This window comes from Streptomyces sp. NPDC050564 (genome assembly GCF_044457265.1).
GTDB lineage: Bacteria > Actinomycetota > Actinomycetes > Streptomycetales > Streptomycetaceae > Streptomyces.
The window spans coordinates 291418-315701 of sequence record NZ_JBITGS010000001.1; the positions used below are offsets into that span (position 1 = coordinate 291418).

At 70.4% G+C, this 24284-nt stretch carries 18 protein-coding genes and 3 tRNA genes; 14 read left to right on the forward strand and 7 right to left on the reverse strand.

The window, feature by feature from the left end; genetic code table 11:
- The first annotated feature begins 5 nt into the window (after positions 1-5).
- From ACIBK0_RS01305 to fxsT, 6 genes are all read left to right on the forward strand, one after another.
- Complete coding sequence (locus ACIBK0_RS01305; RefSeq protein WP_399074317.1) at positions 6-1472, forward strand: GAF domain-containing protein; 1467 nt, start codon at positions 6-8, stop codon at positions 1470-1472.
- Positions 1473-1763: 291 nt separating this feature from the next.
- On the forward strand, positions 1764-1946 hold the full coding sequence (locus ACIBK0_RS01310) for a hypothetical protein (protein WP_399074319.1): 183 nt from the start codon (positions 1764-1766) through the stop codon (positions 1944-1946).
- A gap of 151 nt (positions 1947-2097) precedes the next feature.
- Positions 2098-4257 carry a radical SAM/SPASM protein FxsBH, inactivated beta-hydroxylase extension form gene (fxsBH, locus tag ACIBK0_RS01315; protein WP_399074321.1) on the forward strand — a complete coding sequence of 720 codons (2160 nt, stop codon included), beginning with the start codon at positions 2098-2100 and terminating at the stop codon, positions 4255-4257.
- Complete coding sequence (locus ACIBK0_RS01320) at positions 4250-5023, forward strand: AAC(3) family N-acetyltransferase (protein ID WP_399074323.1); 774 nt, start codon at positions 4250-4252, stop codon at positions 5021-5023. The genes fxsBH and ACIBK0_RS01320 overlap by 8 nt, the downstream gene beginning before the upstream one ends.
- 98 nt (positions 5024-5121) lie before the next feature.
- On the forward strand, positions 5122-6450 hold the full coding sequence (locus ACIBK0_RS01325) for a TIR-like protein FxsC (RefSeq protein ID WP_399074325.1): 1329 nt from the start codon (positions 5122-5124) through the stop codon (positions 6448-6450).
- Complete coding sequence (fxsT, locus tag ACIBK0_RS01330) at positions 6447-10382, forward strand: FxSxx-COOH system tetratricopeptide repeat protein (RefSeq protein ID WP_399074327.1); 3936 nt, start codon at positions 6447-6449, stop codon at positions 10380-10382. Before ACIBK0_RS01325 ends, fxsT begins: the two co-directional genes overlap by 4 nt.
- Before the next feature lie 53 nt (positions 10383-10435).
- Here fxsT and ACIBK0_RS01335 read toward each other — a convergent pair whose 3' ends face one another.
- A complete protein-coding gene (locus ACIBK0_RS01335; protein ID WP_399074329.1) occupies positions 10436-11371 on the reverse strand; it encodes an alpha/beta fold hydrolase in 936 nt (311 codons plus the stop codon).
- Positions 11372-11578: 207 nt separating this feature from the next.
- Between ACIBK0_RS01335 and ACIBK0_RS01340 the strand changes: the two genes are divergently transcribed.
- The 3 genes from ACIBK0_RS01340 to ACIBK0_RS01350 all read left to right on the forward strand — a co-directional run bounded on the left by ACIBK0_RS01340 (position 11579) and on the right by ACIBK0_RS01350 (position 14420).
- Entirely contained in the window at positions 11579-12337 is a 759-nt protein-coding gene (locus ACIBK0_RS01340) for an SDR family NAD(P)-dependent oxidoreductase (protein WP_399074331.1), read from the forward strand.
- A gap of 160 nt (positions 12338-12497) precedes the next feature.
- Complete coding sequence (locus ACIBK0_RS01345; RefSeq protein WP_399074333.1) at positions 12498-13397, forward strand: LysR substrate-binding domain-containing protein; 900 nt, start codon at positions 12498-12500, stop codon at positions 13395-13397.
- A 204-nt stretch (positions 13398-13601) separates the two neighbouring features.
- A complete protein-coding gene (locus ACIBK0_RS01350; protein ID WP_399074335.1) occupies positions 13602-14420 on the forward strand; it encodes an SDR family NAD(P)-dependent oxidoreductase in 819 nt (272 codons plus the stop codon).
- Between the two features lie 21 nt (positions 14421-14441).
- On the opposite strand, the gene ACIBK0_RS01355 is transcribed toward ACIBK0_RS01350, so the two are convergent.
- Positions 14442-14918 carry an alpha/beta-hydrolase family protein gene (locus ACIBK0_RS01355; protein WP_399074337.1) on the reverse strand — a complete coding sequence of 159 codons (477 nt, stop codon included), beginning with the start codon at positions 14916-14918 and terminating at the stop codon, positions 14442-14444.
- Positions 14919-14958: 40 nt separating this feature from the next.
- Entirely contained in the window at positions 14959-15420 is a 462-nt protein-coding gene (locus ACIBK0_RS01360; RefSeq protein WP_399074339.1) for an alpha/beta-hydrolase N-terminal domain-containing protein, read from the reverse strand.
- A 148-nt stretch (positions 15421-15568) separates the two neighbouring features.
- Between ACIBK0_RS01360 and ACIBK0_RS01365 the strand changes: the two genes are divergently transcribed.
- Positions 15569-16309, forward strand: a complete 741-nt coding sequence (locus tag ACIBK0_RS01365) for a lysostaphin resistance A-like protein (protein ID WP_399074341.1) — start codon at positions 15569-15571, stop codon at positions 16307-16309.
- Positions 16310-16506: 197 nt separating this feature from the next.
- On the opposite strand, the gene ACIBK0_RS01370 is transcribed toward ACIBK0_RS01365, so the two are convergent.
- The 3 genes from ACIBK0_RS01370 to ACIBK0_RS01380 all read right to left on the reverse strand — a co-directional run bounded on the left by ACIBK0_RS01370 (position 16507) and on the right by ACIBK0_RS01380 (position 16896).
- Positions 16507-16580, reverse strand: a tRNA-Ile gene (locus ACIBK0_RS01370).
- 165 nt (positions 16581-16745) lie between these two features.
- Positions 16746-16818, reverse strand: a tRNA-Asn gene (locus ACIBK0_RS01375).
- Between the two features lie 5 nt (positions 16819-16823).
- Positions 16824-16896, reverse strand: a tRNA-Asn gene (locus ACIBK0_RS01380).
- Positions 16897-17040: 144 nt separating this feature from the next.
- Here ACIBK0_RS01380 and ACIBK0_RS01385 point away from each other — a divergent pair.
- From ACIBK0_RS01385 to ACIBK0_RS01400, 4 genes are all read left to right on the forward strand, one after another.
- A complete protein-coding gene (locus tag ACIBK0_RS01385; RefSeq protein WP_399074343.1) occupies positions 17041-17346 on the forward strand; it encodes a YtxH domain-containing protein in 306 nt (101 codons plus the stop codon).
- 92 nt (positions 17347-17438) lie between these two features.
- A complete protein-coding gene (locus tag ACIBK0_RS01390) occupies positions 17439-18893 on the forward strand; it encodes an FGGY family carbohydrate kinase (protein ID WP_399074345.1) in 1455 nt (484 codons plus the stop codon).
- A 188-nt stretch (positions 18894-19081) separates the two neighbouring features.
- Positions 19082-20815 (forward strand): ABC transporter ATP-binding protein, encoded by a 1734-nt coding sequence (locus ACIBK0_RS01395; protein ID WP_399074347.1) that lies wholly within the window; start codon positions 19082-19084, stop codon positions 20813-20815.
- A complete protein-coding gene (locus ACIBK0_RS01400) occupies positions 20815-22794 on the forward strand; it encodes an ABC transporter ATP-binding protein (protein WP_399074349.1) in 1980 nt (659 codons plus the stop codon). Before ACIBK0_RS01395 ends, ACIBK0_RS01400 begins: the two co-directional genes overlap by 1 nt.
- Before the next feature lie 174 nt (positions 22795-22968).
- Here ACIBK0_RS01400 and ACIBK0_RS01405 read toward each other — a convergent pair whose 3' ends face one another.
- The gene (locus tag ACIBK0_RS01405; RefSeq protein ID WP_399074351.1) at positions 22969-24279 is read right to left on the reverse strand and encodes an RNA polymerase sigma factor; all 1311 of its coding nucleotides are present in this window, start codon (positions 24277-24279) and stop codon (positions 22969-22971) included.
- Positions 24280-24284: the final 5 nt, after the last annotated feature.

Sequence of the window (24284 nt, forward strand, 5' to 3'; positions counted from 1 at the left end):
CGCGGATGACCGACCCCGTCCCCCGCCTCCCAGCCCTCCTGGAAGCCGCCATCAACGTCGGTACCGACCTCGAACTGCGGGCCACGCTCCAGCGCATCGTGGACTGCGCCGCCGAGCTGACGGGGGCCCGGTACGCGGCGCTGAGCATGGCCGATCCGGGGTACGACGGGCCGATGGAGATCCGTACGGCGGAGCTGCCCGAGTCCGGCCGAAGGAGTTTCCTAGGGCGGACGGACGACTCCCTGGGCGTCCCCATCCGCGTCAATGACGAGGTGTTCGGGAACCTGTGTCTCGCCGAGAAGTCCGGTGGCCCGTTCACCGACCAGGACGAACAGCTGCTGCGCGTCCTCGCCGTTCAGGCGGGCATCGCGATCGCCAACGCCCGGCTGTACGAGACGGCCCGGCAGCGCGAGCGGTGGATCGAGGGCGCGGCGGCCGTCACCACCGCGCTGCTCTCCGGTGAGGCCGCCGCCGACGCGCTGACGACCGTCGCCGACCGGGCCCGGATCCTCGCCGACGCCTCGGCGGGCGTCATCCTCCAGCCGACGGTGGACGGCGGCATGGAGATCGTGACCGCCTCCACGCTCGAGGACGCGGGCGACATCGTGGGCACGACGATCGCGCCCGGCAGCCCGGTCCTCGAACAACTCCTGGGCGGCGAGCCGGTGTTCATCGACGACTCCGCGACCGACCCCCGGATGACGACCCATGTACGGACGCGCTTCGGGCCCAGCATGATGCTTCCCCTCCAGTCGGGCGGCCGGCTCATCGGCACACTCGCGCTTCCGCGCCGGCGCGGCGACCGGCCGTACACCTCCGTGGAACGACTGCTGGCCACGCAGTTCGCCTCGCAGGCCGCGCTGGCCCTGGTCCTCGCCGACGCCCAGCACAGCCGCGAGCGCCTCGCGGTCTACGAGGACCGTGACCGTATCGCGCGCGATCTGCACGATCTGGTCGTCCAGCGGCTGTTCGCGACCGGCATGATGCTCGAGTCCACACAGCGCAGGAGCGTCGGCGCCGGCGGTGACACGGACACCGGCGGCTCGGGCGAGGATGTGGACGCCACGATCGGCCGGGCTGTCGACGAGCTGCAGTCCACCGTCCAGGAGGTCCGTACGGCCATCTTCGCGCTGCAGCAGCCCCCGGTGGACGCCCCCACGACGTTCCGCGGCAAGGTGCTGCGCGAGACGGCCGGCGCGGCGGCGGTCCTCGGCTTCCAGCCGTCCACGCGATTCACCGGCGCCGTGGAGAGCCTGGTCTCGGAGTCCGTGGCCGGCCATCTGCTCGCGAGCCTGCGCCGCGCGCTGGCCGTCGCGTCCCGCCGCGCCGGGGTGTCCCGCATCGATGTCACGGTCGACGCGACGGCGACCCTGCCCGACAGCCGCGCGGGCGTCCGCCTGACGGTCCACGACGACGGCGCCACGGGTGACGGCAGCGCGGGCACCACGTTCACCTGGCAGTCACCGCTGTGAGCCGTCACCCCTGCACACAACCAACACCGCCGTGAGCCGTCAGCTCTGCACACAACCGGCACCGCCGTGAGCCGTCACCGCTGCACGCAACCGGCACCCGCCGAACTGACGTCTCCCCGGCCGGGCCTTCGCGTCACCCGGAAATCGGATTCACACTGCCGGCCCCACTCCGATTGCGAAAACCCGGACTCGGCGCTAAGCATGAAATCTAGCAAGAATCAACCCCGTACCGTAGATCCAACTGATAGCCTCCGCCTCGACAGTCACTCAACCCAACGAAAGTCCCAAAAAATGAACCTTCCGGTGACGCCGGCGAAGCACCACTCCGCCGCCCCCAGGCCCGTGCGCCGGCCGCACACGCCCCTGTCGGCCATCGACCCGCTCGGGGCTGCTGCCGTGAGGTCCGCCGGTCGAGTGACCGACATCCCCGGACGGCGTCCGGCCAAGCCGATCACGTTCGACTCGGCGCTGTAGACGCGGTAGATCCCAGACTTCAGCGCGGGCGCATCCGGCGGTACGACGACCGCCCGGTGCGCCCGCGCTCGCGCGCCGGAGCCGTCAACCGCCTTGACCGATCAAGGGGTTGGCGGTACAAGCAGCCCCCCGTCGGCACTATCCTCACCCCGTGAAGCTGCAGCAGCTCGTTCTCAAGATCCACAGTCGATGCGACCTCGCCTGTGATCACTGTTATGTGTACGAGCATGCCGATCAGAGCTGGAAAGGCCGCCCGACCTTCATTTCCGAAGAAACGCTCGGAAAAGTGGCCCGGCGATTCGCGGACTATGCGGAAGAACAAAAACTCCCGTCCGTTTCCGTGATCCTTCACGGTGGCGAACCTCTTCTTGTGGGTCCCGTCCGCATGAGAAACATCTGTGCGGAACTCACGCGTACCATCGCCCCGGTCACCGCTCTCGATCTCCGTATTCACACCAATGGCGTGCAGCTCAACACACGCCATCTCAATGTGTTCAAGGAATTCGGCGTCAAGGTCAGCATCTCGCTCGACGGCGACCGCGCCGCCAACGACCGGCACCGGCGTGACCGGCGGCGCAGGAGCAGCTACGACCGGGTGCTGCGCGCGATCAGTCTGCTACGCACACCCGAGTACCGGCATCTCTACAGCGGCCTGCTGTGCACCGTGGACGTGGCCAATGATCCGGTCGCCGTGCACGACGCGCTCGTCTCGCTGCATCCGCCCCGCATCGACTACCTGCTGCCGCACTCCACCTGGGACAGTCCACCGCCCGGACCGGTCGACTCGCCGACCGCGTACGCCGACTGGCTGCTCAAGATCTTCGACCGCTGGGACCAGCAGGGGCGCACCGTCTCGGTACGGACCTTCGAGTCGGTCCTCAGCACCCTGCGGGGCGGGCCGAGCCTGACGGAGGCGATGGGGCTCGCGCCGAGCGATCTCGCGGTGGTGGAGACCGACGGCAGCTTCGAGCAGGCGGACTCGCTGAAGACGGCGTACGACGGGGCCCCGGCGACCGGTTACGACGTCTTTCAGCACCGCTTCGCGGAGTTCGCACGGCATCCCGGGGTTCGCGCGCGCCAGCTGGGCCTCGCGGGGGTCAGCGCGACCTGCCGTCGCTGCCCCGTGATCGAATCGTGCGGAGGAGGGCTCTACGCCCACCGGTACAGCAGCGGCCGCGGCTTCGACAATCCGTCCGTGTTCTGTTCCGACCTGCGCGCCTTCGTCGACGGTGTGGCGGAACGCATCACCGACCACGCGCTCAGCCCGGCCGTCGGCGACAGAGAGGAACTCTGGTTCGCTCAGGGTGAGTTGAACCGGAGGCTGCTCTCCCGCCTGGCCTACCGGTACGCCGGGGAGCCGGACTGGGACGAGATGTGGCGGGCCTTCGTGTACCTGGACGGTGCGGCAGTTGCCACACGCCACGTCGACGAGATCATCGCCCACCCCTACTTCCACACCACACTGAAGCAGTGCCTGCACGACCGGGTCACCACTCCTGGGCCGCTCGCCGCGGCGGTCGCCGTTGCCGCCCTGCGTGCTCAGGTCGACGTAAAACTCAACTGGGACCACGCCACGCCCGACCTGCACCTTCCCACCCTGGGAACCTTCACCCTCCCCGAGCCCGGCCGCGTCGAGGTCGCGGTGACCGCGGGCCGGCTCCATGTGCGCACCAAGGACGGTACTGAGTACGCGACCGAGGCCGACACCACCAGATGGCGCCCCCTGCACCGCATGACCCTGGCGGACGGCACTGCGTTGCTCCTCGACGACGCCGACCCCCTGCGCGACTGCTACCCCGCCCGGGTCACCCCGCCCCTCGACCCCGGCGCGCTCGCGGCATTCACCGAACGGCTGGGCGCGGCCTATGAGTTGTTGGACGAGCGCGAGCCCGGCTGGCGTGCCGACGTCAACGCGCTGCTCGCCACCACGGTCACCCCGCTCGCGGCCGGCGCGGGAGTGCGGCTCGGCGCGCACGGACTCGGCGCGCTGGGGGTCGCCGTCGACTTCGCGCCGGAGGAGTTCGTGCGTGAACTGCCGCGCACCGGACGCCTGGCGCGGCTCACGGCGCTGCGCGAGACGGCGGATCTGAACGTGCCGGGCAGCGGGGCCGGGCGGCTGCTCGACCAGGCGAGCCGGGAGCTCGGCGACGCCACGTACTGGAAGGGCCACGGCGACGCGCATGCCGCCGCCCTGGGGCGGGCCGGCCGCGCCCTGAAGCAGCTGGCCGCCCGACCGGACGGTGAACTCACCGAGACCGGCGCGGCGTTGGCCGAGGAGCTGCGGACCGAGTGGGCGGGCCACCGTGCCTGACCGCACCCGACTGGCCGACTTCTTCACCGAGCTGGGCGTGCGACACGGCGGCATCGTCATGATCCACGCCTCCCTCGGCGGTGCGGGGCTGCGGGACACCGACGTACGGGACGCGCTGCTCGACGCGCTCGGCCCCGACGGCACGCTCGTCGTTCCCGCCTTCTCGCCGGAAAACTCCTTGACCTCCAGGGCGTACAAGGCGCTCACCGACGGCATGTCCGAGGACGAGGAGGCGATGTTCCGGGCAACGGTGCCCCCGTTCGATCCGGATACGACGCCCTGCCCGACGATGGGCGTGCTCGCCGAGTGCGTACGGACCACTCCCGGCGCCGTCCGCAGCGGGCATCCCCACACCTCGCTGGCCGGGCTCGGCCCCCGGGCCGGGGAGCTGCTGGGCGACCACGATCCGCACTGTCACCTCGGCGAGCGCTCCCCGCTGGCCGAGCTGTACGCCGCCGACGCCCAGATCCTGCTGTTCCGGGTGGGGTTCGAGGTGTGCAGCGCCTTCCATCTCGCCGAGTACCGGATGCGCCCCGCTCCCGCGCGACGGGCATACCACTGTGTGAGGGGCGAGACGGGCAACTGGACCTCGTACGAGGACATCGTGCTCCACGACGGGGACTTCGGGGCGATCGGGGCGCGGCTGCCGCGTGATCTCGTGACGGAACGGGAAATGGCGGGGAAAGCGGTGCGGCTCCTCGGGATGCGGGACGCAGTCGACCAGGCCGGTGTCCAGATGTCTGGATATCGCCATGGTTTGACGTGAAAGAGGCGACCCGTGCGGGCGCTCGGTCGGGAAGATTGTGGGTTCCGGCCAGGTGAACTGAACATCCCGTAGGGGCACATCCACAGGCAGGGGGGCGCGTGGACATACCTGAACGGGCGGCTTCGGACAACCGGCCTTATTTCTTCCTGAGCTACGCCCACACGCCGGCCTGGGGGCCCGGCGGCGGCGATCCGGATCACTGGGTGCACGTCCTCTTCACGGATCTGTGCGACCACATCATGGCCCTCACAGATCTTCCGGCGGGCGCGCCGGCGGGTTTCATGGACCGGGAGATGCGCTCGGGAGACGGATGGCCGGAAAAGCTCAGCGAGAATCTGGCGACATGCCGGGTGTTCGTGCCGCTGTTCTCGCCGCGGTACTTCACGAGTGAGAGTTGCGGCCGGGAATGGTTCGCGTTCAATGAACGTATTCTGCGGGCGCGGGCGGCCGGTTCCGGTGCCGTTCCGGCCATCGTCCCCGCGCTGTGGACCCATATCGATTACGCCCAACTCCCCGACTCCGTACGGCATATACATGTGGACCACGGGGCGTTCGGCGACCGGTACGCGGCCAACGGGATATACGGTCTGATCAAGCTGAACCGACTGCACGACGAGTACGAGGAGACCGTCCTCGGGCTGGCCCAGCGGATCGTGCGGGTCGCCCACGAGTCGCCGCTGCCGTCCAGCAGGCCCCGCCCGTATGAGAGCACGCCGAGCGCGTTCAAGCCGCGCGGCGAGGGTCCCCGGCGCATCCATCTGACGGTGGCGGCGCCCAGCCGGCACAGCATCCCCGAGCACCGCGACGCCCGCCCGTACGGCGAGGACGCGCAGGACTGGAATCCGTACCACTCGGAGTCGACCCGCCCGCTGCCCTCGATCGCCGAGGAACTGATCCGCTCGCTCGACTACCGGATCACGGTGTCGTCCTTCGACGACGAGGACACCGGCGAGAGTCTGGTCACGGACGACTCCGACAAGGCGGCACCGAGCCACCCCGGCATTCTGCTCATCGACCGGTGGGCACTGACCGACGAGGAACGGACCCGCAGACTCAAGGCGTTCGACGCGAACGCCCGCCCGTGGGTGAGCGCGATCGTCCCGTGGAACCGGGCCGACATCCAGTGCCACGGCGAGGAGGGCCGCAAGCTCGCGGCGGACCTGGAGCGGACGCTGCCGCTGATCCTGGACCGTGGCCGGCGCACCGACTGCCGGGTCGCCGTCAACGGCGTGCCCACCCTCAAGGCCTTCACGGACGTCCTGCCGGCCGTCGTCGCGCACGCGACCCGGCAGTACCTCAAGCACGCCGAGGCGCATCCGCCCGCCGGCCCGCCGATCCGCAGGCCCCGCCTGATGGGCCCCATCACGGGCCCCACCCACCCGCCGCTGCCCGAAGGCGGATCCGACCACGGAGGAGAAGAAGCATGACGGCCGCGCAGGACGGACGCATCATCACCTTCTACTCGTACAAAGGGGGCACCGGCCGCACGATGGCCCTGGCCAACACCGCGTGGATCCTCGCCGCCAACGGCAAACGCGTCCTGGCCGTCGACTGGGACCTGGAGGCCCCTGGTCTGCACCGCTTCTTCCACCCCTTCCTCGACCCCAACGCGCTCGCGGCCACCACCGGGGTCATCGACATCATCAACGAGTACGCCTGGGCCGCGACCACCGGCACCCAGCGCTCCGGTGCCTGGCACCTTGACTACGCGCGGGTGGAGCAGCACGCCATCTCGCTGACCCCCGAGCGGCTCGGGCTGCGCTTCGTGGACGGCGGTTCACTCGACTTCCTCTCCGCCGGGCGCCAGGACCGCTCGTACTCCGCGACCGTGTCGTCCTTCGAGTGGGACAACTTCTACGAGCGGCTCGGCGGCGGACTGTTCCTCGACGCGCTGCGCGACGACATGAAGGCCTCGTACGACTACGTCCTGATCGATTCGCGCACCGGGCTGTCCGACAACGCCGACATCTGCACCATGCAGATGCCCGATGTGCTCGTGGACTGCTTCACGCTCAGCGACCAGTCCCTCGACGGCGCGGCGGCCGTGGCCCGCAGCGTCGAGGACGGTTACCGCAAGCGCAAGATCCGGGTGCTGCCTGTGCCGATGCGGATCGACGAGGGCGAGAAGGAGAAGGTCGACGCGGGACGGGCGCTGGCGCGGCTCAAGTTCGACGGGCTGCCCAAGGGGCTCGGGGGCGAGGAACTCGGCGGCGAGGAGCTGACCACGTACTGGGGCGCCGTCGAGATCCCCTACCGCCCCTACTACGCGTACGAGGAGACGCTCGCCACCGTCGGCGACGAGAGCGGTATCGCCAACTCGCTGCTGTCCGCCTTCGAACGGCTCACCGCGGTCATCACGGACGGCGAGGTCACCACGCTGCCGCCGGTGCCGGAGCCGGTGCGGCTGCGCTGCCGCGACGCGTTCCTGCGGCGGCGGCCGATGACCACCGCGGCGGACATCGTCATCACGTACGCGGCCGAGAACCGCATGTGGGCCGACTGGGCCGAGGCGCTCCTCAAGCGCGCCGGCTGCAATGTCATCCCGCACGACATCGCCACCGGACCCCTCGAGCAGCAGGACACGGCGACACACAATCTCGTCCTGCTGTCGAACGCCTTCCGCAAGTCCCGCTACTCCGACGCCGTGTGGCGTGCCCTCATCGAGTCCGACGCGGACGCCCCGGGCACCGCGCTGATTCCGCTGCGGGTCGACGAGGTCCGGCTGCCGGAGTCGTATCTCGACCACAACCCGGTCGATCTGCACCGGCTCGACGAGTCCCAGTGCATCACCGCGCTGCTCGGCGTGCTGGAGCTGCCGGGCCGGCCCCTCGACGGCAGCCCCTCGGGTCCCCGCTTCCCCGGCAGCACCCCGGCGATCTGGAACGCGCCCCAGCGCAACAACACCTTCACCGGCCGCAATGTCATCCTGGACCGGGTCCGCGATCAGCTCGGCGGCGGCATCTCGGTCGTCCTGCCGCAGCCGCAGGCGCTGTTCGGACTCGGCGGCGTCGGCAAGACACAGGTGGCGCTGGAGTACGTGCACCGGTTCATGGCGGACTACGACCTCGTGTGGTGGATCTCCGCCGAGGACCCCGGCAACGTGGTCTCCTCACTCGCCGAACTCGCCGCCCGCATCGGCGCGCCCGGCGGCGAGGACATCAACCTGGCCAGCCAGGAAGCCGTGCAGATGCTGGGGCGCGGCGCGCCGACCAAACGCTGGATCCTGGTCTTCGACAACGCCGACGACCCCACCCAGCTCACCCGTTACTTCCCGACCGGAGGCGGCGGGCACATCCTCGTCACCTCCCGCAACCAGGCCTGGGCGCAGCAGGGCGCCTCCCTGCCCATCGACGTGTTCCTGCGCGAGGAGAGCGTCGAGCACCTCACCCGGCGCGCCTCGGGGCTCACCGCCGAGGAGGCCGACCAGGTGGCGGTCGCGGTGGGCGACCTTCCGCTGGCCGTGGAGCAGGCGGCGGCCTGGCTCGCCGAGACGGCCACTCCCATCGAGGAGTATCTGCGGCAGCTGGCCGAGCAGACCACGGAGGTGCTGGACCTCAACCAGCCCGCCGACTACCCCAAGACGGTGGCCGCGACCTGGAACATCTCCATAGCCAGGCTCCGTGAGCGCTCCCCGGCCTCCGTACGACTGTTGCAGCTCTGTGCGTTCCTGGCCGCCGAACCGATCTCCTCCCATCTGCTCTACAGCAAGGAGATGATCGACGCCCTCAAGCCGTACGACCCCGCCCTCCAGGAGAGTCTGCTGCTCGGCCGGGTCATCCGGGAGATCGGCCGGTTCGCGCTGGCCAAGGTCGACCAGGTCAGCAACAGCATCCAGGTGCACCGCCTGGTCCAGGCGGTGATCCGCTCGCAGCTGACCGAGGAGGAGCAGCGGCAGGCCCGGCACGTCGTGCACACGGTGCTCGCGGGCTGCCGGCCCGACGGCGACGAGCCGATCGACGACCCCGAGACCTGGCCGCGGTTCGCGGTGATCTGGCCGCACCTGAGCGCCTCCGACGCCCGCAACTGCACCGAGGCGGAGACCCGCAGGCTGCTCATCGACCGCGTCCGCTATCTGTGGAAGCGTGGTGAGTTCCCCGGCGCCCAGGCGCTCGCCGAGAACCTCCTCGACCACTGGAAGCCGATCCTCGGCGAGGACGACGTGCAGTATCTGTATCTGCGCTGCCAGCTGGGCAACATCCTGCGCTCCCAGGGGCGTTACGTGGAGGCCCGGGAAATCAACACCGAACTCCTGGCACGCCAGAAGCGGGTGCTCGGCCCCTCACACCCCCACACATACGTGACCATGTCCGGCCTCGCCAGCGACCTCGCGGCACTGGGCGTGTACGGGTCGGCGGTGGAGTTCGCGCGCGAGGCACACGAGGGCTTCAGCCAGATCTTCCACGAGTCGCACCGCCGCACCCTCAGCGCCGCCAACAACCTCGCGCTCGCGCTGCGTATGGTCGGCCGCTACGGCGAGGCACGCGCCATCGACCAGGACACCTACGACCGGCGGATCGAGGTGCTCGGCCCCGACCACCCGTACACCCTCGCGTCGGCCGCGCGCCTGGGCCGCGACCTGCGCGAGGTCGGCCGCTACTCGGAGTCGGTCTCCCTCCTCTCCCGCGCCTACGACGCACACAAGCGCATCCTCGGCAAGGAGTTCCCGGGCACGCTCAGCTGCGCCAAGTCGCTCGCCGTGTCGCTGCGCAGGGCGGGCCAGTTCGAGGACGCCCGCCGGCTGACGACAGCGACGCGTGCGCAGTACCGGGCGCAGTATCCGAAGGCGACCCCCGACTCGCTCGCCTGCGATCTGAACATGGCCGCCGACCTGTTCGCCGCGGATGAGCGGGAGGCCGCGCGCGAGGTCGCCCGGGAGGCGCTGGCCGAGTACATGAAGGTCCCGGGCGAGGCTCACCCCTACACCCAGGCCGCCCTCAACAACCTCGGCATCTTCCACTGGGGCTGCGGCGACACCGAGGAGGCCGAAACCGTCTTCCGCCAAGTCCTGCGCCGCATGGGCGAGGTGCTCGGCGAACAACACCCTCACACCCTCTTCACCGGCATCAACTACGCCAACGTTCTCGCCGACCAGGGCCGCCTCGCCGAGGCCCGCAAGCTGGAGGAGAACGCGGTCGTCAAACTCCGCGCGGTCCTCGGAGCCCACCACCCGGAAACCCTCGCCATCGTCACCAACTCCGCGCTGACGCTCGCCGCGCTGGGTCACAAGGACGAGGCCCGCCGCCTCCGTGACGAAGCCCTGGGCGAGCTGCGCACGCTGCTCGGCGACGAGAACGGGATGACCCGGGTGGCGGCGGACGAGCGCCGCATCTACCGGGACTTGGAGCCGCTGGCGGTGTGATCGCCCCCAGTTCCCCGCGCCCCGTTCAGGGACGCGGGGAACTGCGCAATCTTTTAGGCGGGTGCCTGGGGGCGGCAGCCCCCGGATACGGGACGGGCAGGGGCGGAGGGGGCGAGCACCCGTGTGTCCGCCAGCAGCCACGTCAGTACCTTCGGCAGGGCCCGCAACGCCGCGAAGTGCGCCGCGGTCGGTTCGAGGACGGCCGTGGCCCGCGGAATCCGGGCGGCGAGCCAGGACGAGTGCGACGCCGGCGAGAAGACGTCCTTCACGCCGTGCCACAACAGCACCGGCACCTGGATCTGCGCCGGCTCGAAGCCCCAGTGCCCGGTCAGGGCCAACGCGTCGTCGATCCATCCGTACGGCGAAGTCCGCAACGCCTCCCGGTAGTTGCGCAACAACATCGACCGAATGGTGTTGTCCGAGACGATCTGCCGGTCGTCGTCGGTGAGTTCGTGCCGCAACTCCTGCAGGAGCCGCACCGGGTCGCGCCGAATCGCGGCCGACCGCGGAATCAGCCGGGCGACGAACCTCTCGGGATCGGTGAACGCGGTCCGGAACTCGTTGACGTTCGACGGCGCCATCCCCGCGAACCAGTCGAGCCCCTCCGCGTTCCGCGGCGCCAGCCCGACCAGCGCGGCGGCCCGGGTCACCCGTTCCGGCATCAGCGCGGCACACGCCAGCGCGTGCGGCGCGCCTCCGGACCGCCCGGCCACCGCGAACCGCTCAAGGCCCAGGGCGTCGGCCACAGCCGCCACGTCGTGGACGACATCGACGACGCGCCGTCCGGGCATCCGGTCGGAACCGCCGTACCCCGGGCGGTCGTAGCTGATGAGCCGGGTGCCGCGCTGGTACAGGAACATGGAGCGTGGCCGGGGTCCCACCCGGCTGCCGGGCATCCCGTGCAGCAGAAACACCGGGCGCCCACGCGGATCCCCCGAGACTTCGACGCGCAGCAGCCGCCCGTCCGCCGTCCGTACATGGTCACGCACAGCGCTCCCCCTCCCCCGGTCTCCCCCGGCCCGGTGGACCGGGGCAAACGCTGCACGATCCCTGCCCAGCCGCTCGCACGGCGAAACGAATCAGCAGGTCAACGAGGCTTCATATCAAGCCACTTGACGGCATCGGGCGGCCTCCGTAGCGTCCCACCGTACGCACATGTGACCAGGATTCACACTCGAGGACGAGGGCGGAGCGGTATGACCCAGCGAGCGCGGCGACGTGTGGTGGTGTCCGGCGGCGGAACCGGAATCGGCCTGGCGACGGCGGAGGCGTTCGCCACGGACGGGGACCGGGTGGTGCTCCTGGGCCGCCGCGAGGACGTGCTGCGCAAGGCGGCCGAGGCACTGGACGAGCGCCACGGCGACGGGACCGCGTCCTGGTACGCGGCGGACCTCGCGGATCCCGAACAGGTCGCTGCGGCAAGGGAGTTCATCATCGCGGACGACACCCCCGTCGACGTGCTGGTCGCCAACGCGGGAGGAAACGTGGCCCCTTCGCACGACGGCTCGCTCGCGTCCGTGGCCGACAGCTACCGCCGCAACTTCGACGCCAACGTCCTGACCGCGGTCCTGCTCACCGAGGCCCTGCTTCCCCACGTACGGCGCCCCGGCGGCCGTATCGTGCAGCTCTCCTCGATCGCCTCGCTGCGCGGCCCCGGCTCCTACGGCGGCTCCAAGGGCTGGGTCAACACCTACACGTACGACCTCGCCCAGCGCGTCGGTTCCGAGGGCATCACCGTGAACGCGGTCGCGCCCGGCTTCGTCGGCGACACGGAGTTCTTCGGCGACCGCGCGACTCCGGAGTTCGTGGCGTCCCGGGTGGCCCAGTCCCTCACAGGCCGGCCGGGCCACCCGTCGGAGATCGCGGCGGCCATCCGGTACGTGGCCTCCCCCGAGGCGGCCTACCTGACGGGCCAGCTCCTCCACATCAACGGCGGTGCGGCGCTCGGGCGTTAGGGCCTGTCGTTTGGATCAGGCCCTGGACCGGCGCCCCTGAACCGGCCGGATGCGGCCGCCGTGGCGCAGCACAGTGCCCGAAGGACGGCCCCTCGGCGCAGCGCGTCCTCGGCCAGGTCCACGATGGCGCGGGCCACCGCACCCGTGATGCGATGAGCCCATGGAGCTGCGGGAAATGCGCGCGTTCGTCGCGGTCGTCGAGGAGGGCGGCCTGTCCGCCGCGGCCCGCAGGCTGCACATCAGCCAGCCGGCCCTCTCCCAGACCGTGGTCGGCCTGGAGCGCCGGTTCGGTGTGCAGTTGCTGGTGCGCAGCAGTACCGGAGTCCGGCCCACCGACGCCGGGCTCACCCTGCTCGCCGAGGCACGCGCGGTGCTGGCCCGCCACGACCGGGCACTGTCCGCCATGGCCGCCCACACCGCGACCGGCGGCACCGTCCTGCGCATCGGCATCCCGCTGGAACTGCCCACCGAGCTGCTCTCCCGCGCCCTGGCCGAGCTCGCCGACGCCCACCCCGCCACCCGGGTCCGGGCACGCCACCTGTCGACCGCCGAACAACTCACCGCCCTGCGCGCCGGCGAACTCGACCTCGGCCTGCTGCGCGAGCGCCCCACCGGGCAGGACCTCGACGCCATGCTGGTCGTGGAGGAGCGCCTCGGGGTGCTGCTGGCCACGGAGCTGGCCGAGCAGCTCGCCGGCCCCGACGGGATCCGCCTGGACGCCCTCGCCGGACTGGACTGGATCGGCTTCCCCCGCTCGGGCAGCCCCGCCTGGTACGACGCCCTGACCGCGATCCTGCGCAGTCACGGGATCGACCTCGGCCCCGAACCCCCCGCGGGTCAGACGCTGATCGCCGAGGTCAAACTCGCCTCCGTCGCCGCCGGCGGCGCCCTCACCCTCGCACCCCCCGACTGGTCCCAGCCGCTGCCGGAGTCGGTCACCTGGTCCCCGCTCGTCGGCCATCCCCTGGTGCGCCGCACCTGGGCGGTCTGGCCCGCGAGCTCCCATCGCCGCGACCTCGGCCACCTGGTCGCGGCCCTGGACCAGCCGCCGTCGACTTGAGCCGAAGCGTCCGGCGAAATACCAGGTCAGAGGCCTCTAGGGGCCACTTATGGGGGCCATCGGCCCCGCGTATGACCTCCCGGGAAGTGTGCGGAGCGTCCGCGGCTTACACCCCGTGCATCGAGTCGCCGAAGACCCGGCGGCTGGATCACCGGGCCCCCTTGCGGGGGAGCACACACATCCGAGAGTGAGCAGTGAGCATCCATGTCCGAAGCAAGCACGTCCGCAGCAACCACGTCCGCAGCAACCACGTCTGCAGCAACAAGGCCCGCAGCCACGGCGCCCGAACTGTCCGGGACCTCGGTATTGGTGACAGGCGGGACCAGCGGAATCGGCCGTGCGACCGCCCTCGCGCTGGCCGGACTCGGCATGCGGGTCGTGCTGTCGGGCCGCGACGCCGAGCGCGGCAAGAACGTCGTACGGGAGATCGAGGCGGCCGGCGGTGAGGCCCACTTCGTGGCGGCCGATCTGCGGGACGAGGCCTCGGCGCGGGCGCCGGCCAGGCAGGCCGGGGCGCTCGTCGGCGGGATCGACGTGCTGGTCAACAACGCCGGTGTCTTCCCCTTCGGCCCGACCGGGGAGACCACGGAGGCCGACTTCGACGCCGTCTACGGGCTGAATGTGAAGGCGCCGTACTTCCTGGTCGCCGAGCTCGCCCCCGCCATGGCCGAGCGCGGCCGCGGCGCGATCGTCAATGTCACCACGATGGTCGCGCAGTACGGCGTCGACGGCATGAGCCTGTACGGGTCGAGCAAGGCCGCCCTGGTCCTGCTGACGAAGGCGTGGGCGGCGGAGTTCGGGCCACGCGGTGTGCGCGTGAACGCGGTCAGCCCCGGTCCGACGCTCACCGAGGGAACCTCGGGGATGACCGAGGCGCTCGACGTCCTGGCCTCCCAGGCACCGGCCGGGCGACCGGGAACCGCCCAGGAGGTGGCCGACGCCATCACCTACCTGGTGACCGACCGGTCCAGCTTCGTACAGGGCGCCGTTCTGCCGGTGGACGGCGGCCGCATCGCCGTCTGACGCACCGTCGTCCCGTGCACCTCAGTACGGCGACTCCCGTTCCTCGATGTGACGGCGCAGGCGCTCGGTGTCCGCCTCCGTCCAGCCCGCGGGCGGGACGATCGCGGCCCAGCCGTCCACCGGGTTGGCCCCGTACCGGTGTCCGTGCGGGGCCTCCACGCCGTACGAGACCGCCATGTCGACCGTGGTCTGCCAGAAGGTGACGAACGGGAACCAGTGGATGGCCGAGGTGATGTCCGGGCCCAGCGGATTGTCGAGCCACTCCGGTTTGTGCAGCAGCAGGTCGGTCGACCACCACACGGCTGGGTCGGAGGCGTTCTGCAGGACGACGGCCCGCGGCCGGCCCCAGACCGATGCCGGACGCCTCAGATCCTCTTCGGGGAACTGGGCGAACCGCACGTTCCGGCCGTCGTCGTACAGCGGCCGCCAGACGGGACTGCCGGCATCCCGGTGGTCGCGGATCTCCTGGGAGATCGGAGCGAAGTTGGGGGTGCCCACGATCAGGGCTCCGTCGGTCCTGGCGAGCAGATTCCGCACATCACCGAACGACGACTCGACGCATCATCAGCGGGGTGTGCCAGGTGAGCGACGGCGGCAGCCCCTGGAGCTCGCGCAGCCGGCGCTGCGCGTGCGCGCTCTCCGTGATCAGCACGACGGACAGGACGATGCCGAGGATCCAGTACGCCTGCCACAGTCGCGCCCGCGTCCGCTGGGCGGGCCGCCAGTGCAGCAGGGCCCGCGCCAGGGTGCTCGCGATCGAGCCCAGGCCGTACCCGATGGACGCGGTGATCCCGCCGACCACGCCCTGCAGCAGCCAGGGCCGCGGCACCAGCGAGGGTGTGAGCGAGAGCCAGAAGAAGATCGTCGCGACGCAGGCGGCCGTGAAGTCGGGCCAGCGCCGGACGAGGTGGGAGCTGTCGGGCTGCTCCCAGTACGGCTGCCGAACGACAGCGACGCTCCGCTGCCGGACCGCTCTCCATGCGGGCACGTCGCTGCTCATGATCCGTACGCTAACGGCCCCGATTCCCTGCGCGCGCCCACACGTCGCGCGATGGAGTGACCGTCCGGGACCAGGTGGCCGCATCAGGTGGGCCCCCGCACGATGGGATCACCACGCAGTCGGCTGCGCTCCCGGCCGGCTCATCCCCTTGTCCCACGCCCCGCTCCCCCGCGTTCGACGGTTCTCCCTGCGGCGGCCCGTCACGACGGCGACGGCGCTCGTCACCACCGTCGTGGTGCTGGTGTTCACCAACATCGCCAACAACCGCTGGGCGCACGGCTGGAGCCTGGCCGTCTCGCTCGTGGTCACAGGGGTCCTGCTCGCGATCGTGTACTGGGCGGGCGGCGGCTGGGGCGATGTGGGTCTCGCGCGGGAGACCCTCGGACGCGGACTGCGGTGGGCGCTGGCCCTGATCGGCATCGTCGCCGCGGTGTACGTGTGCGGTGCCGTGCTGCCCTTCACGCGCGGCCTGTTCGCGGATCAGCGGACCAGCGGCCTGAGCGCCTCGAAGGTGGTCCTGCGCGTCCTGGTCACCGTTCCGCTGGGCACGGTCCTGCTGGAGGAGGTCGCCTTCCGGGGCGTTCTGTACGGCCTCGTCCTGCGCGTGGGCGGGCCGCTCCCCGCCACGCTGTTCTCCTCGGGGCTCTTCGGGCTCTGGCACATCCTCCCGTCGCTCGGCCTCGCCGGAGCCAAGCCCGCACTGGGCGGCGTCTTCGGGGATTCCGTCCTGGGTGTGGTCCTGGTCGACGCGGGAGCCGTGCTGTTCACCGCCGCGGCGGGCTGCCTGTTCTGCGAACTGCGGCGCCGCAGCGGCAGCCTGCTCGCCCCCATGGGGCTGCACTGGGCCACCAACGCCCTCGGCTACCTCTTCGCCTTCCTGCTGCGCTGAGGCGACCGCTCATGCCCGCCGGAGGGGCGACCCGCACGCCCGTCCCGGGAGCCCGTGCGACGGCCTCGGCGTGTCGGGTTCCCTCGGGCGCCACATCTGGCGTACACAGGCCCGGACAGCACTCCGCCCCGACGGATGACTCTCCGTCAGGGCGGTGACCACACAGGTCAGATCGTTTCTTCACGCGTAGCGCGGAGTGGGGCGGGTGGGACTCGAACCCACGGCCGACGGATTATGAGTCCGCTGCTCTAACCGGCTGAGCTACCGCCCCATACGGCGTGTCGCGCACATTTGTGCGCGCCGTCTGCCGCAGCATAGCCGCTCATACGATCTCCTGCTTCGGATGGTCGGCATCGCACGACCATGAGGACTTCGGCGCGGCCTGCACGGTTCCCCCGGACATGAAAAAGGACCCCTGAGGGGTCCTCTTCCGCTGCTCTCCCGACTGGACTCGAACCAGTAACCTGCCGGTTAACAGCCGGCTGCTCTGCCAATTGAGCTACAGGAGATCGAGCTCCCCCGACTGGACTCGAACCAGTAACCTGCCGGTTAACAGCCGGCTGCTCTGCCAATTGAGCTACGGAGGAATGCCTCGTTGCATCGAACGCACCTACCTGGGTATTCGCCAGGGGGCGTGCGCTCGCTGCGACACATACATTAGCGCAAGCAGGGGGGGTGCTCCCAATCGGTTCCCCCCGTACCGATGCCGACGCAAGGGAAGGGTGGCCGTCATGCGCTACCGGCTCACATTCGTCGCCGGACTGGCTCTGGGTTACGTGCTCGGCACGCGCGCCGGGCGCGAGCGCTACGAGCAACTGAAGAAGTCCGCGCGCCAGGCTGCCCAGAACCCGGCGGTGCGCAACACCGCGGAGAGCGCCGCCCAGCAGGGCCGCGAGTTCGCGGGCAAGGCGTACCACGTGGTCAGCGAGAAGGTGGGCGACCACGTTCCCGACTCGGTAGCCGAGCGGGTGCGCTCCCTGCGCGCACGGAACACCAACGGCACCGGCGGCGACGACTGGGGCACCAGCAACACCTAGCGCGGCCCCTCCGGCCACGCCAGGGTCGCGAACTCCGACCCCGCCATGCCCGCGCGAGCCGTCATGCCCCGGAGTACGGCAGAATTTGCGCCATGGGGATAGTCGCCGGGTTGGACAGTTCGCCCGATTTCACTCGTATCGTCGTCTGCGACACGGACACGGGTGCCGTGCTCAGGCAGGGGTATGCGCCGCACCCGGTGGAAGCCACCGAGGGCGGCGGGCGTCCTTCCGACGTCGATCCGCAGGCCTGGCTGCTGTCCCTGGGCGAGGCCGCCGGCGGCGGACTGCTCGAAGGTGTGCAGGCCATCGGCGTTTCGGCGCAGCAGAACGGCCTGGTCCCGCTGGACGCGCAGGGCAATACGGTGCGGCCGGCGCTGGTGGGCGGTGACAAGCGGGCACAGGTCGCCGCCGCCGATCTCATCGACGCGCTCGGCGGACGCGAGGCGTGGGCGCAGGCCGTGGGCTGCGTACCGCAGGCCGCGCAGCCGGTGACCAAGCTGCGCTGGCTGAACAAGACCGAGCCGGAGGCCGCACTGCGGACCACCGTGCTCATGCAGGCCCACGACTGGCTGGTCTGGCAGCTGCTCGGACGCCCGGCGCGCCGGACCACCGACCGCGGCGGGGCCTCCGGGACCGGCTACTGGTCGGCGGCGACGGGCGCGTACCGGCCGGATCTCGTCGAGCTGGCACTCGGGCACCAGGCCGCGCTGCCGGACGTGCTCGGCCCGTCCGAGGCGGCCGGTACCACGCCGGAGGGGCTGCTGATCTCCGCCGGGACCGGCGAGACGATGGCGGCGGCGTTCGGGCTCGGCATCGGGCTCGGGGACGCGGTGGTGTCACTGGGCGCCTCCGGGTCCGTGATGGCCGTGCATCCCGAGGCGCTGGTGGACTCCACCGGCATGATCACCTCCCTCGCGGACGCGACCGGCATGCATCTGCCCGTCGTCACCACGCTCAATGCCGTACGGGCGCTGCGCGGCGCCGCCGAACTCCTCGGCGTGCCCGATCTGGAGGGCCTGTCCGACCTGGCGATGAAGTCGACTCCGGGCGCCCACGGGCTCGTACTGCTGCCCTATTTGGAGGGCGAGCGGACGCCGAATCTGCCGCACACCGCGGGGACGCTGTCCGGGCTGCGGCGGGAGTCGATGCGGCCCGAGCATCTGGCGCGGGCTGCCTTCGAGGGGATGCTGTGCGGGCTCGCGGACGCGCTGGACGTGCTGCGCGGGCGCGGTGTCGACGTACGGCGGATCTTCCTCCTGGGACCGGTCGCCGAGCTGCCCGCCGTCCAGGCGGTCGCGCCCGCGCTGTTCGGGGCGCAGGTCGTCGTACCGCAGCCCGCGGACTACGCGGCGCTCGGCGCGGCCCGGCAGGCGGCCTGGGCCCTCGGGGTCTCGCAGGGCACGCGCGACCCGCGGCTGCCTCCCGTCTGGCAGGGTGCGGTCGCCCAAGTGCTGGAGCCGGGTGAGGAACTCGCCGTGGGGCAGGCCGTACGGCAGCAGTACGTCTCCGTACGCGAACAGACGCATCCGGGGGCGTTCCGGGCGTGACGCGCCCCCAGCGGCCTACGTCTGAGGTCTGAGGTCTTGTCCACTCTTGGCCCGCAGTTGAGTTAATCGGTTGAGGTAACACGGGTGGAGTGTTCGACGATAGGGGGTGGTGCACCACCGATCGCCCGCCGATCGACCACTGATCGTCCATCGATCGCCCTGCCGTCGTCGACTCCGAGAGACCCCGCGTGCTCATACGACTCCTTCGGACCTACCTCAGTCCGTACAAGAAGCCCATCTCTCTTCTGGTGCTGCTGCAGTTCCTGCAGACCTGCGCCACTCTCTACTTGCCCACTCTGAACGCGCACATCATTGACAACGGTGTCGTGAAGGGGGACACGGGTTACATCCTGTCCTTCGGCGCCGTGATGATCGGAATTTCGCTGGCACAGGTGGTCTGCAACATGGGGGCCGTCTACTACGGCGCCCGCACGGCGTCGGCGGTGGGCCGGGACATCCGGGCCGCCGTCTTCGACCGCGTCCAGTCCTTCTCGGCGCGTGAGGTCGGCCATTTCGGGGCGCCCTCGCTGATCACCCGCACCACCAATGACGTCCAGCAGGTGCAGATGCTCACCCTGATGACGTTCACCCTGCTGGTGTCGGCGCCGATCATGTGCGTGGGCGGCATCATCCTGGCCCTCGGCCTGGACGTGCCGCTGTCCGGGGTGCTGGTCGCCGTGGTGCCGGTCCTCGGCGTCTCCGTGACCCTCATCGTGCGCAGGCTGCGCCCGCTGTTCCGCACCATGCAGGTGCGCCTGGACACCGTGAACCGGGTGCTGCGCGAGCAGATCACCGGCAACCGCGTGATCCGTGCCTTCGTGCGCGACGGCTACGAGAAGGACCGCTTCCGGGGCGCGAACACCGAGCTGACGGAGGTGTCCCTCGGCACCGGGCGAATGCTGGCGCTGATGTTCCCGATCGTCATGACCGTGGTGAACCTGTCGTCCATCGCGGTCGTCTGGTTCGGCGCCCACCGCATCGACAGCGGCGGCATGCAGATCGGCGATCTGACGGCGTTCCTCGCCTACCTCATGCAGATCGTGATGTCCGTGATGATGGCAACCTTCATGTTCATGATGGTGCCGCGCGCGGAGGTCTGCGCCGAGCGCATCCAGGAGGTCCTGGGCACGGACAGCAGCGTGGTGCCTCCCACCGCGCCCGTCCTGGAACTGCGGCGCCACGGCCACCTGGAGATCCGCGAGGCGGGGTTCCGCTACCCGGGTGCCGAGGAGCCGGTGCTCAAGGCCATCGACCTGGTGGCGCGGCCCGGCGAGGTGACCGCCGTGATCGGGTCCACCGGCAGCGGCAAGTCGACGCTGCTCGGGCTGGTCCCCCGGCTGTTCGACGCCACCGACGGGGAGGTGCTCGTCGACGGCGTGGACGTCGCGACCATCGAGCCCAAGCTGCTGGCCAGGACGGTCGGCCTCGTCCCGCAGAAGCCGTACCTCTTCGCGGGCACGGTGGCCACGAACCTGCGGTACGGCAACCCGGACGCGACCGACGAGGAGCTGTGGCACGCGCTGGAGGTGGCGCAGGCCAAGGGCTTCGTGGAGGCTCTCGAGAACGGCCTCGACTCGCCGATCGCGCAGGGCGGCACAAATGTCTCGGGCGGCCAGCGCCAGCGTCTGGCCATCGCCCGCACTCTCGTACAGCGCCCCGAGATCTACCTGTTCGACGACTCCTTCTCGGCGCTCGACTACGCGACCGACGCGGCACTGCGGGCGGCGCTCTCCGAGGAGACCTCCGAGGCGACCGTCGTGATCGTCGCCCAGCGGGTGTCGACCATCCGGGACGCCGACCGGATCGTGGTCCTCGACGAGGGCCGGGTCGTCGGCACCGGGCGCCACCACGAACTGATGGCGGACAACGAGACCTACCGGGAGATCGTGCTCTCCCAGCTGACGGAAGCGGAGGCTGCCTGATGGCGGGGCCGATGGGGCGGATGATGGCCGGGGGCGGCCCCGATCAGCGCTCGATGGATTTCAAGGGGTCCGGCAAACGGCTCCTCGCACAGTTCAAGCCCGAGCGGGCCACGATGTACGCGATGCTGATCGCCGTGGTCCTCAGCGTGGGCCTTTCGGTGGTCGGACCGAAGATCCTCGGCCGGGCGACCGACCTGGTCTTCGCGGGCATCGTCGGGCGCCGGATGCCCGAAGGCGCCACGAAGGCCGAGGTCCTCGCGTCCATGCGGAAGAGCGGCGACGGCGCCATGGCCGACATGCTCTCCGGGACGGACTTCACTCCGGGCAAGGGCATCGACTTCAACGCGGTCGGCGAGGTGCTCGGGCTCGCGCTCGTGGTGTTCGTCCTGGCCGGCCTGTTGATGGCCGTGGCGACGCGACTGGTGAACCGGGCGGTCAACAAGACCGTCTACCACATGCGCGAGGACCTGCAGGCGAAGCTGTCGCGGCTTCCGCTGTCGTACTTCGACAAGCGGCAGCGCGGTGAGGTGCTGAGCCGGGCGACGAACGACATCGACAACATCGGCCAGACCCTTCAGCAGTCGATGGGCCAGCTCATCAACTCCCTGCTGACCATCGTGGGCGTGCTCGCGATGATGTTCTGGGTCTCCCCGCTGCTCGCTCTGGTCGCGCTGGTCACGGTCCCGCTCTCGTTCTTCGTCGCCACGCGCGTCGGCAAGCGGTCGCAGCCGCACTTCGTGCAGCAGTGGCGCACCACCGGCAAGCTCAACGCGCACATCGAGGAGATGTACACCGGGCACACCCTGGTCAAGGTGTTCGGGCGGCAGGAGGAGTCGGCGGCGCAGTTCGCCGAGCAGAACGAGCAGTTGTACGAGGCCGGGTTCAAGGCGCAGTTCAACAGCGGGGTCATGCAGCCGCTGATGATGTTCGTGTCGAACCTGAACTATGTGCTGGTGGCGGTGGTCGGCGGTCTGCGCGTCGCTTCGGGCTCCCTGTCCATCGGTGACGTGCAGGCCTTCATCCAGTACTCCCGCCAGTTCTCGATGCCGCTGACGCAGGTGGCGTCGATGGCGAACCTGGTGCAGTCGGGTGTCGCCTCGGCCGAGCGCGTCTTCGAACTCCTCGACGCGGACGAGCAGGAGAGCGACCCGGTCCCGGCGGCCCGTCCCGACGAGTTGCGCGGGCGGGTGGCACTGGAGAACGTGTCCTTCCGGTACGACCCCGAGAAGCCGCTGATCGAGGATCTGTCGCTGAAGGTCGAGCCCGGGCACACGGTGGCCATCGTCGGTCCGACGGGCGCCGGCAAGACGACGCTCGTCAACCTCCTGATGCGGTTCTACGACGTCACGGGCGGGCGCATCACTCTCGACGGGGTCGACATCGCGACCATGTCCCGGGACGATCTGCGGGCCGGGATCGGGATGGTGCTCCAGGACACCTGGCTGTTCGGGGGCACGATCGCCGAGAACATCGCGTACGGGGCCGGAATTGATGGGGGGGCGCGCAGCGCTTCCGGCAAGGGTGGTGGTGGGCGACGGGCGGGCGTCACGCGCGGCGAGATCGAGGAGGCGGCTCGGGCCGCTCACGCGGACCGGTTCATCCGTACGCTGCCCGACGGGTACGACACCGTGATCGACGACGAGGGGACCGGGGTCAGCGCGGGTGAGAAGCAGCTGATCACGATCGCCCGGGCGTTCCTGTCCGATCCGGTGATCCTCGTTCTCGACGAGGCGACGAGTTCGGTGGACACCCGTACGGAGGTACTGATCCAGAAGGCGATGGCGAAGCTCGCGCACGGGCGGACGTCGTTCGTCATCGCACACCGTCTGTCGACCATTCGCGATGCCGACACCATCCTGGTGATGGAGAACGGTTCGATCGTGGAACAGGGTGCCCACACGGACCTGCTCGCCGCGAACGGGGCCTACGCGCGGCTCTACAAGGCCCAGTTCGCGCAGGCGGTGGCCGAGGTCGACTGAGGACTGCCCCACGGGGGTTCTTCGCCCCCGCCGCCCCTGACCATCCCCGTCGCTCAAAGGATTGCGCGGTTTCCCGCGCCCCTGAAAAGGGGCGCGGGAAACCGCGCGAACGGGGTCCGGGGCGGAGCCCCGGGTCGGGACGGGCAGGGGCGGCGGGGGCGGAAACAGCCCTGCTCAATCCAAGTAGCCCCGCAGTTGGTCGGCGAACGCGTGGTCCCTCAGTTTGTTGAGGGTCTTGGACTCGATCTGGCGGATGCGTTCGCGGGTGACGCCGAAGATGCGGCCTATTTCCTCCAGAGTGCGCGGGCGCCCGTCCGCGAGGCCGTACCGGAGCTGGACGACCTTGCGTTCACGCTCGCCCAGCGTGGAGAGGACCGCCTCCAGGTGCTCCCTGAGCAGGAGGAAGGCCGCGGACTCCACCGGGCTCGTCGCGTCACCGTCCTCGATCAGGTCGCCGAGGGCTACATCGTCCTCCTCCCCCACGGGTGCGTGGAGCGACACCGGCTCCTGGGCCAGGCGCAGGACTTCGCTGACACGCTCGCTGGGCAGGTCGAGGTGTGCGGCGACCTCCTCGGGAGTGGGCTCGTACCCGCGCTCCTGCAGCATGCGCCGCTGGACGCGGACCACCCGGTTGATCAGCTCGACCACGTGGACCGGGACGCGAATCGTCCGGGCCTGGTCGGCGAGCGCACGCGACATGGCCTGGCGGATCCACCAGGTCGCGTACGTGGAGAACTTGTACCCACGGGCGTAGTCGAACTTCTCGACGGCCCTGATGAGCCCGAGGTTCCCCTCCTGGACCAGGTCGAGCATGGTCAGCCCCCGCCCCACGTACCGCTTGGCGACGGAGACGACCAGCCGCAGGTTCGCCTCGATGAGCCGGCGCTTGGCCATGCGGCCCATGACGACCAGCTTGTCCAGGTCGAGGGCGAGCTGACTGTCCAGGTCGGGGGTGAGACGCAGCTTCTCCTCGGCGAAGAGTCCGGCCTCGACCCGGCGGGCGAGCTCGACCTCCTCGGCCGCCGTGAGCAGCGGAATGCGGCCTATCTCCCGCAGGTACTGGCGGAACAGGTCGGACGAGGGACCACCGGTGTCGGCCGTACGGCCGCGGGGCAGTGCGACGGGCTCGGGGGCCTCGGCCTCGACCTCGGGGGCCTCGACGGCGCCCACGGGCGGCTCGTCCGGTCCGGGCGGGCCCTCCGGCTCCGCCTCGGGGTGGTGCGCGGCACGGCTCTGCGGGGGTACCGCCGTGACGACGTCGGTATCCGCGTCCGTGTCCGTGTCCGTGGTGATGTCGGTCTGGGTGAGGGTCTGGGTCTGCACGGGGGCGACCTCCAGGAATGTCGCTGCTGAGACGTGCGGCAGCGGTACGTCGGGGATGGGGTCGACGGCCTCGCCGCTGTCCATCCCGTAGTCGTTTAGCGGAACCGCGGGGATCGGGGACCCGTCGCGTTCGGGTCGGCCGCGCTCCGAGGACTCAGGCACCGGAA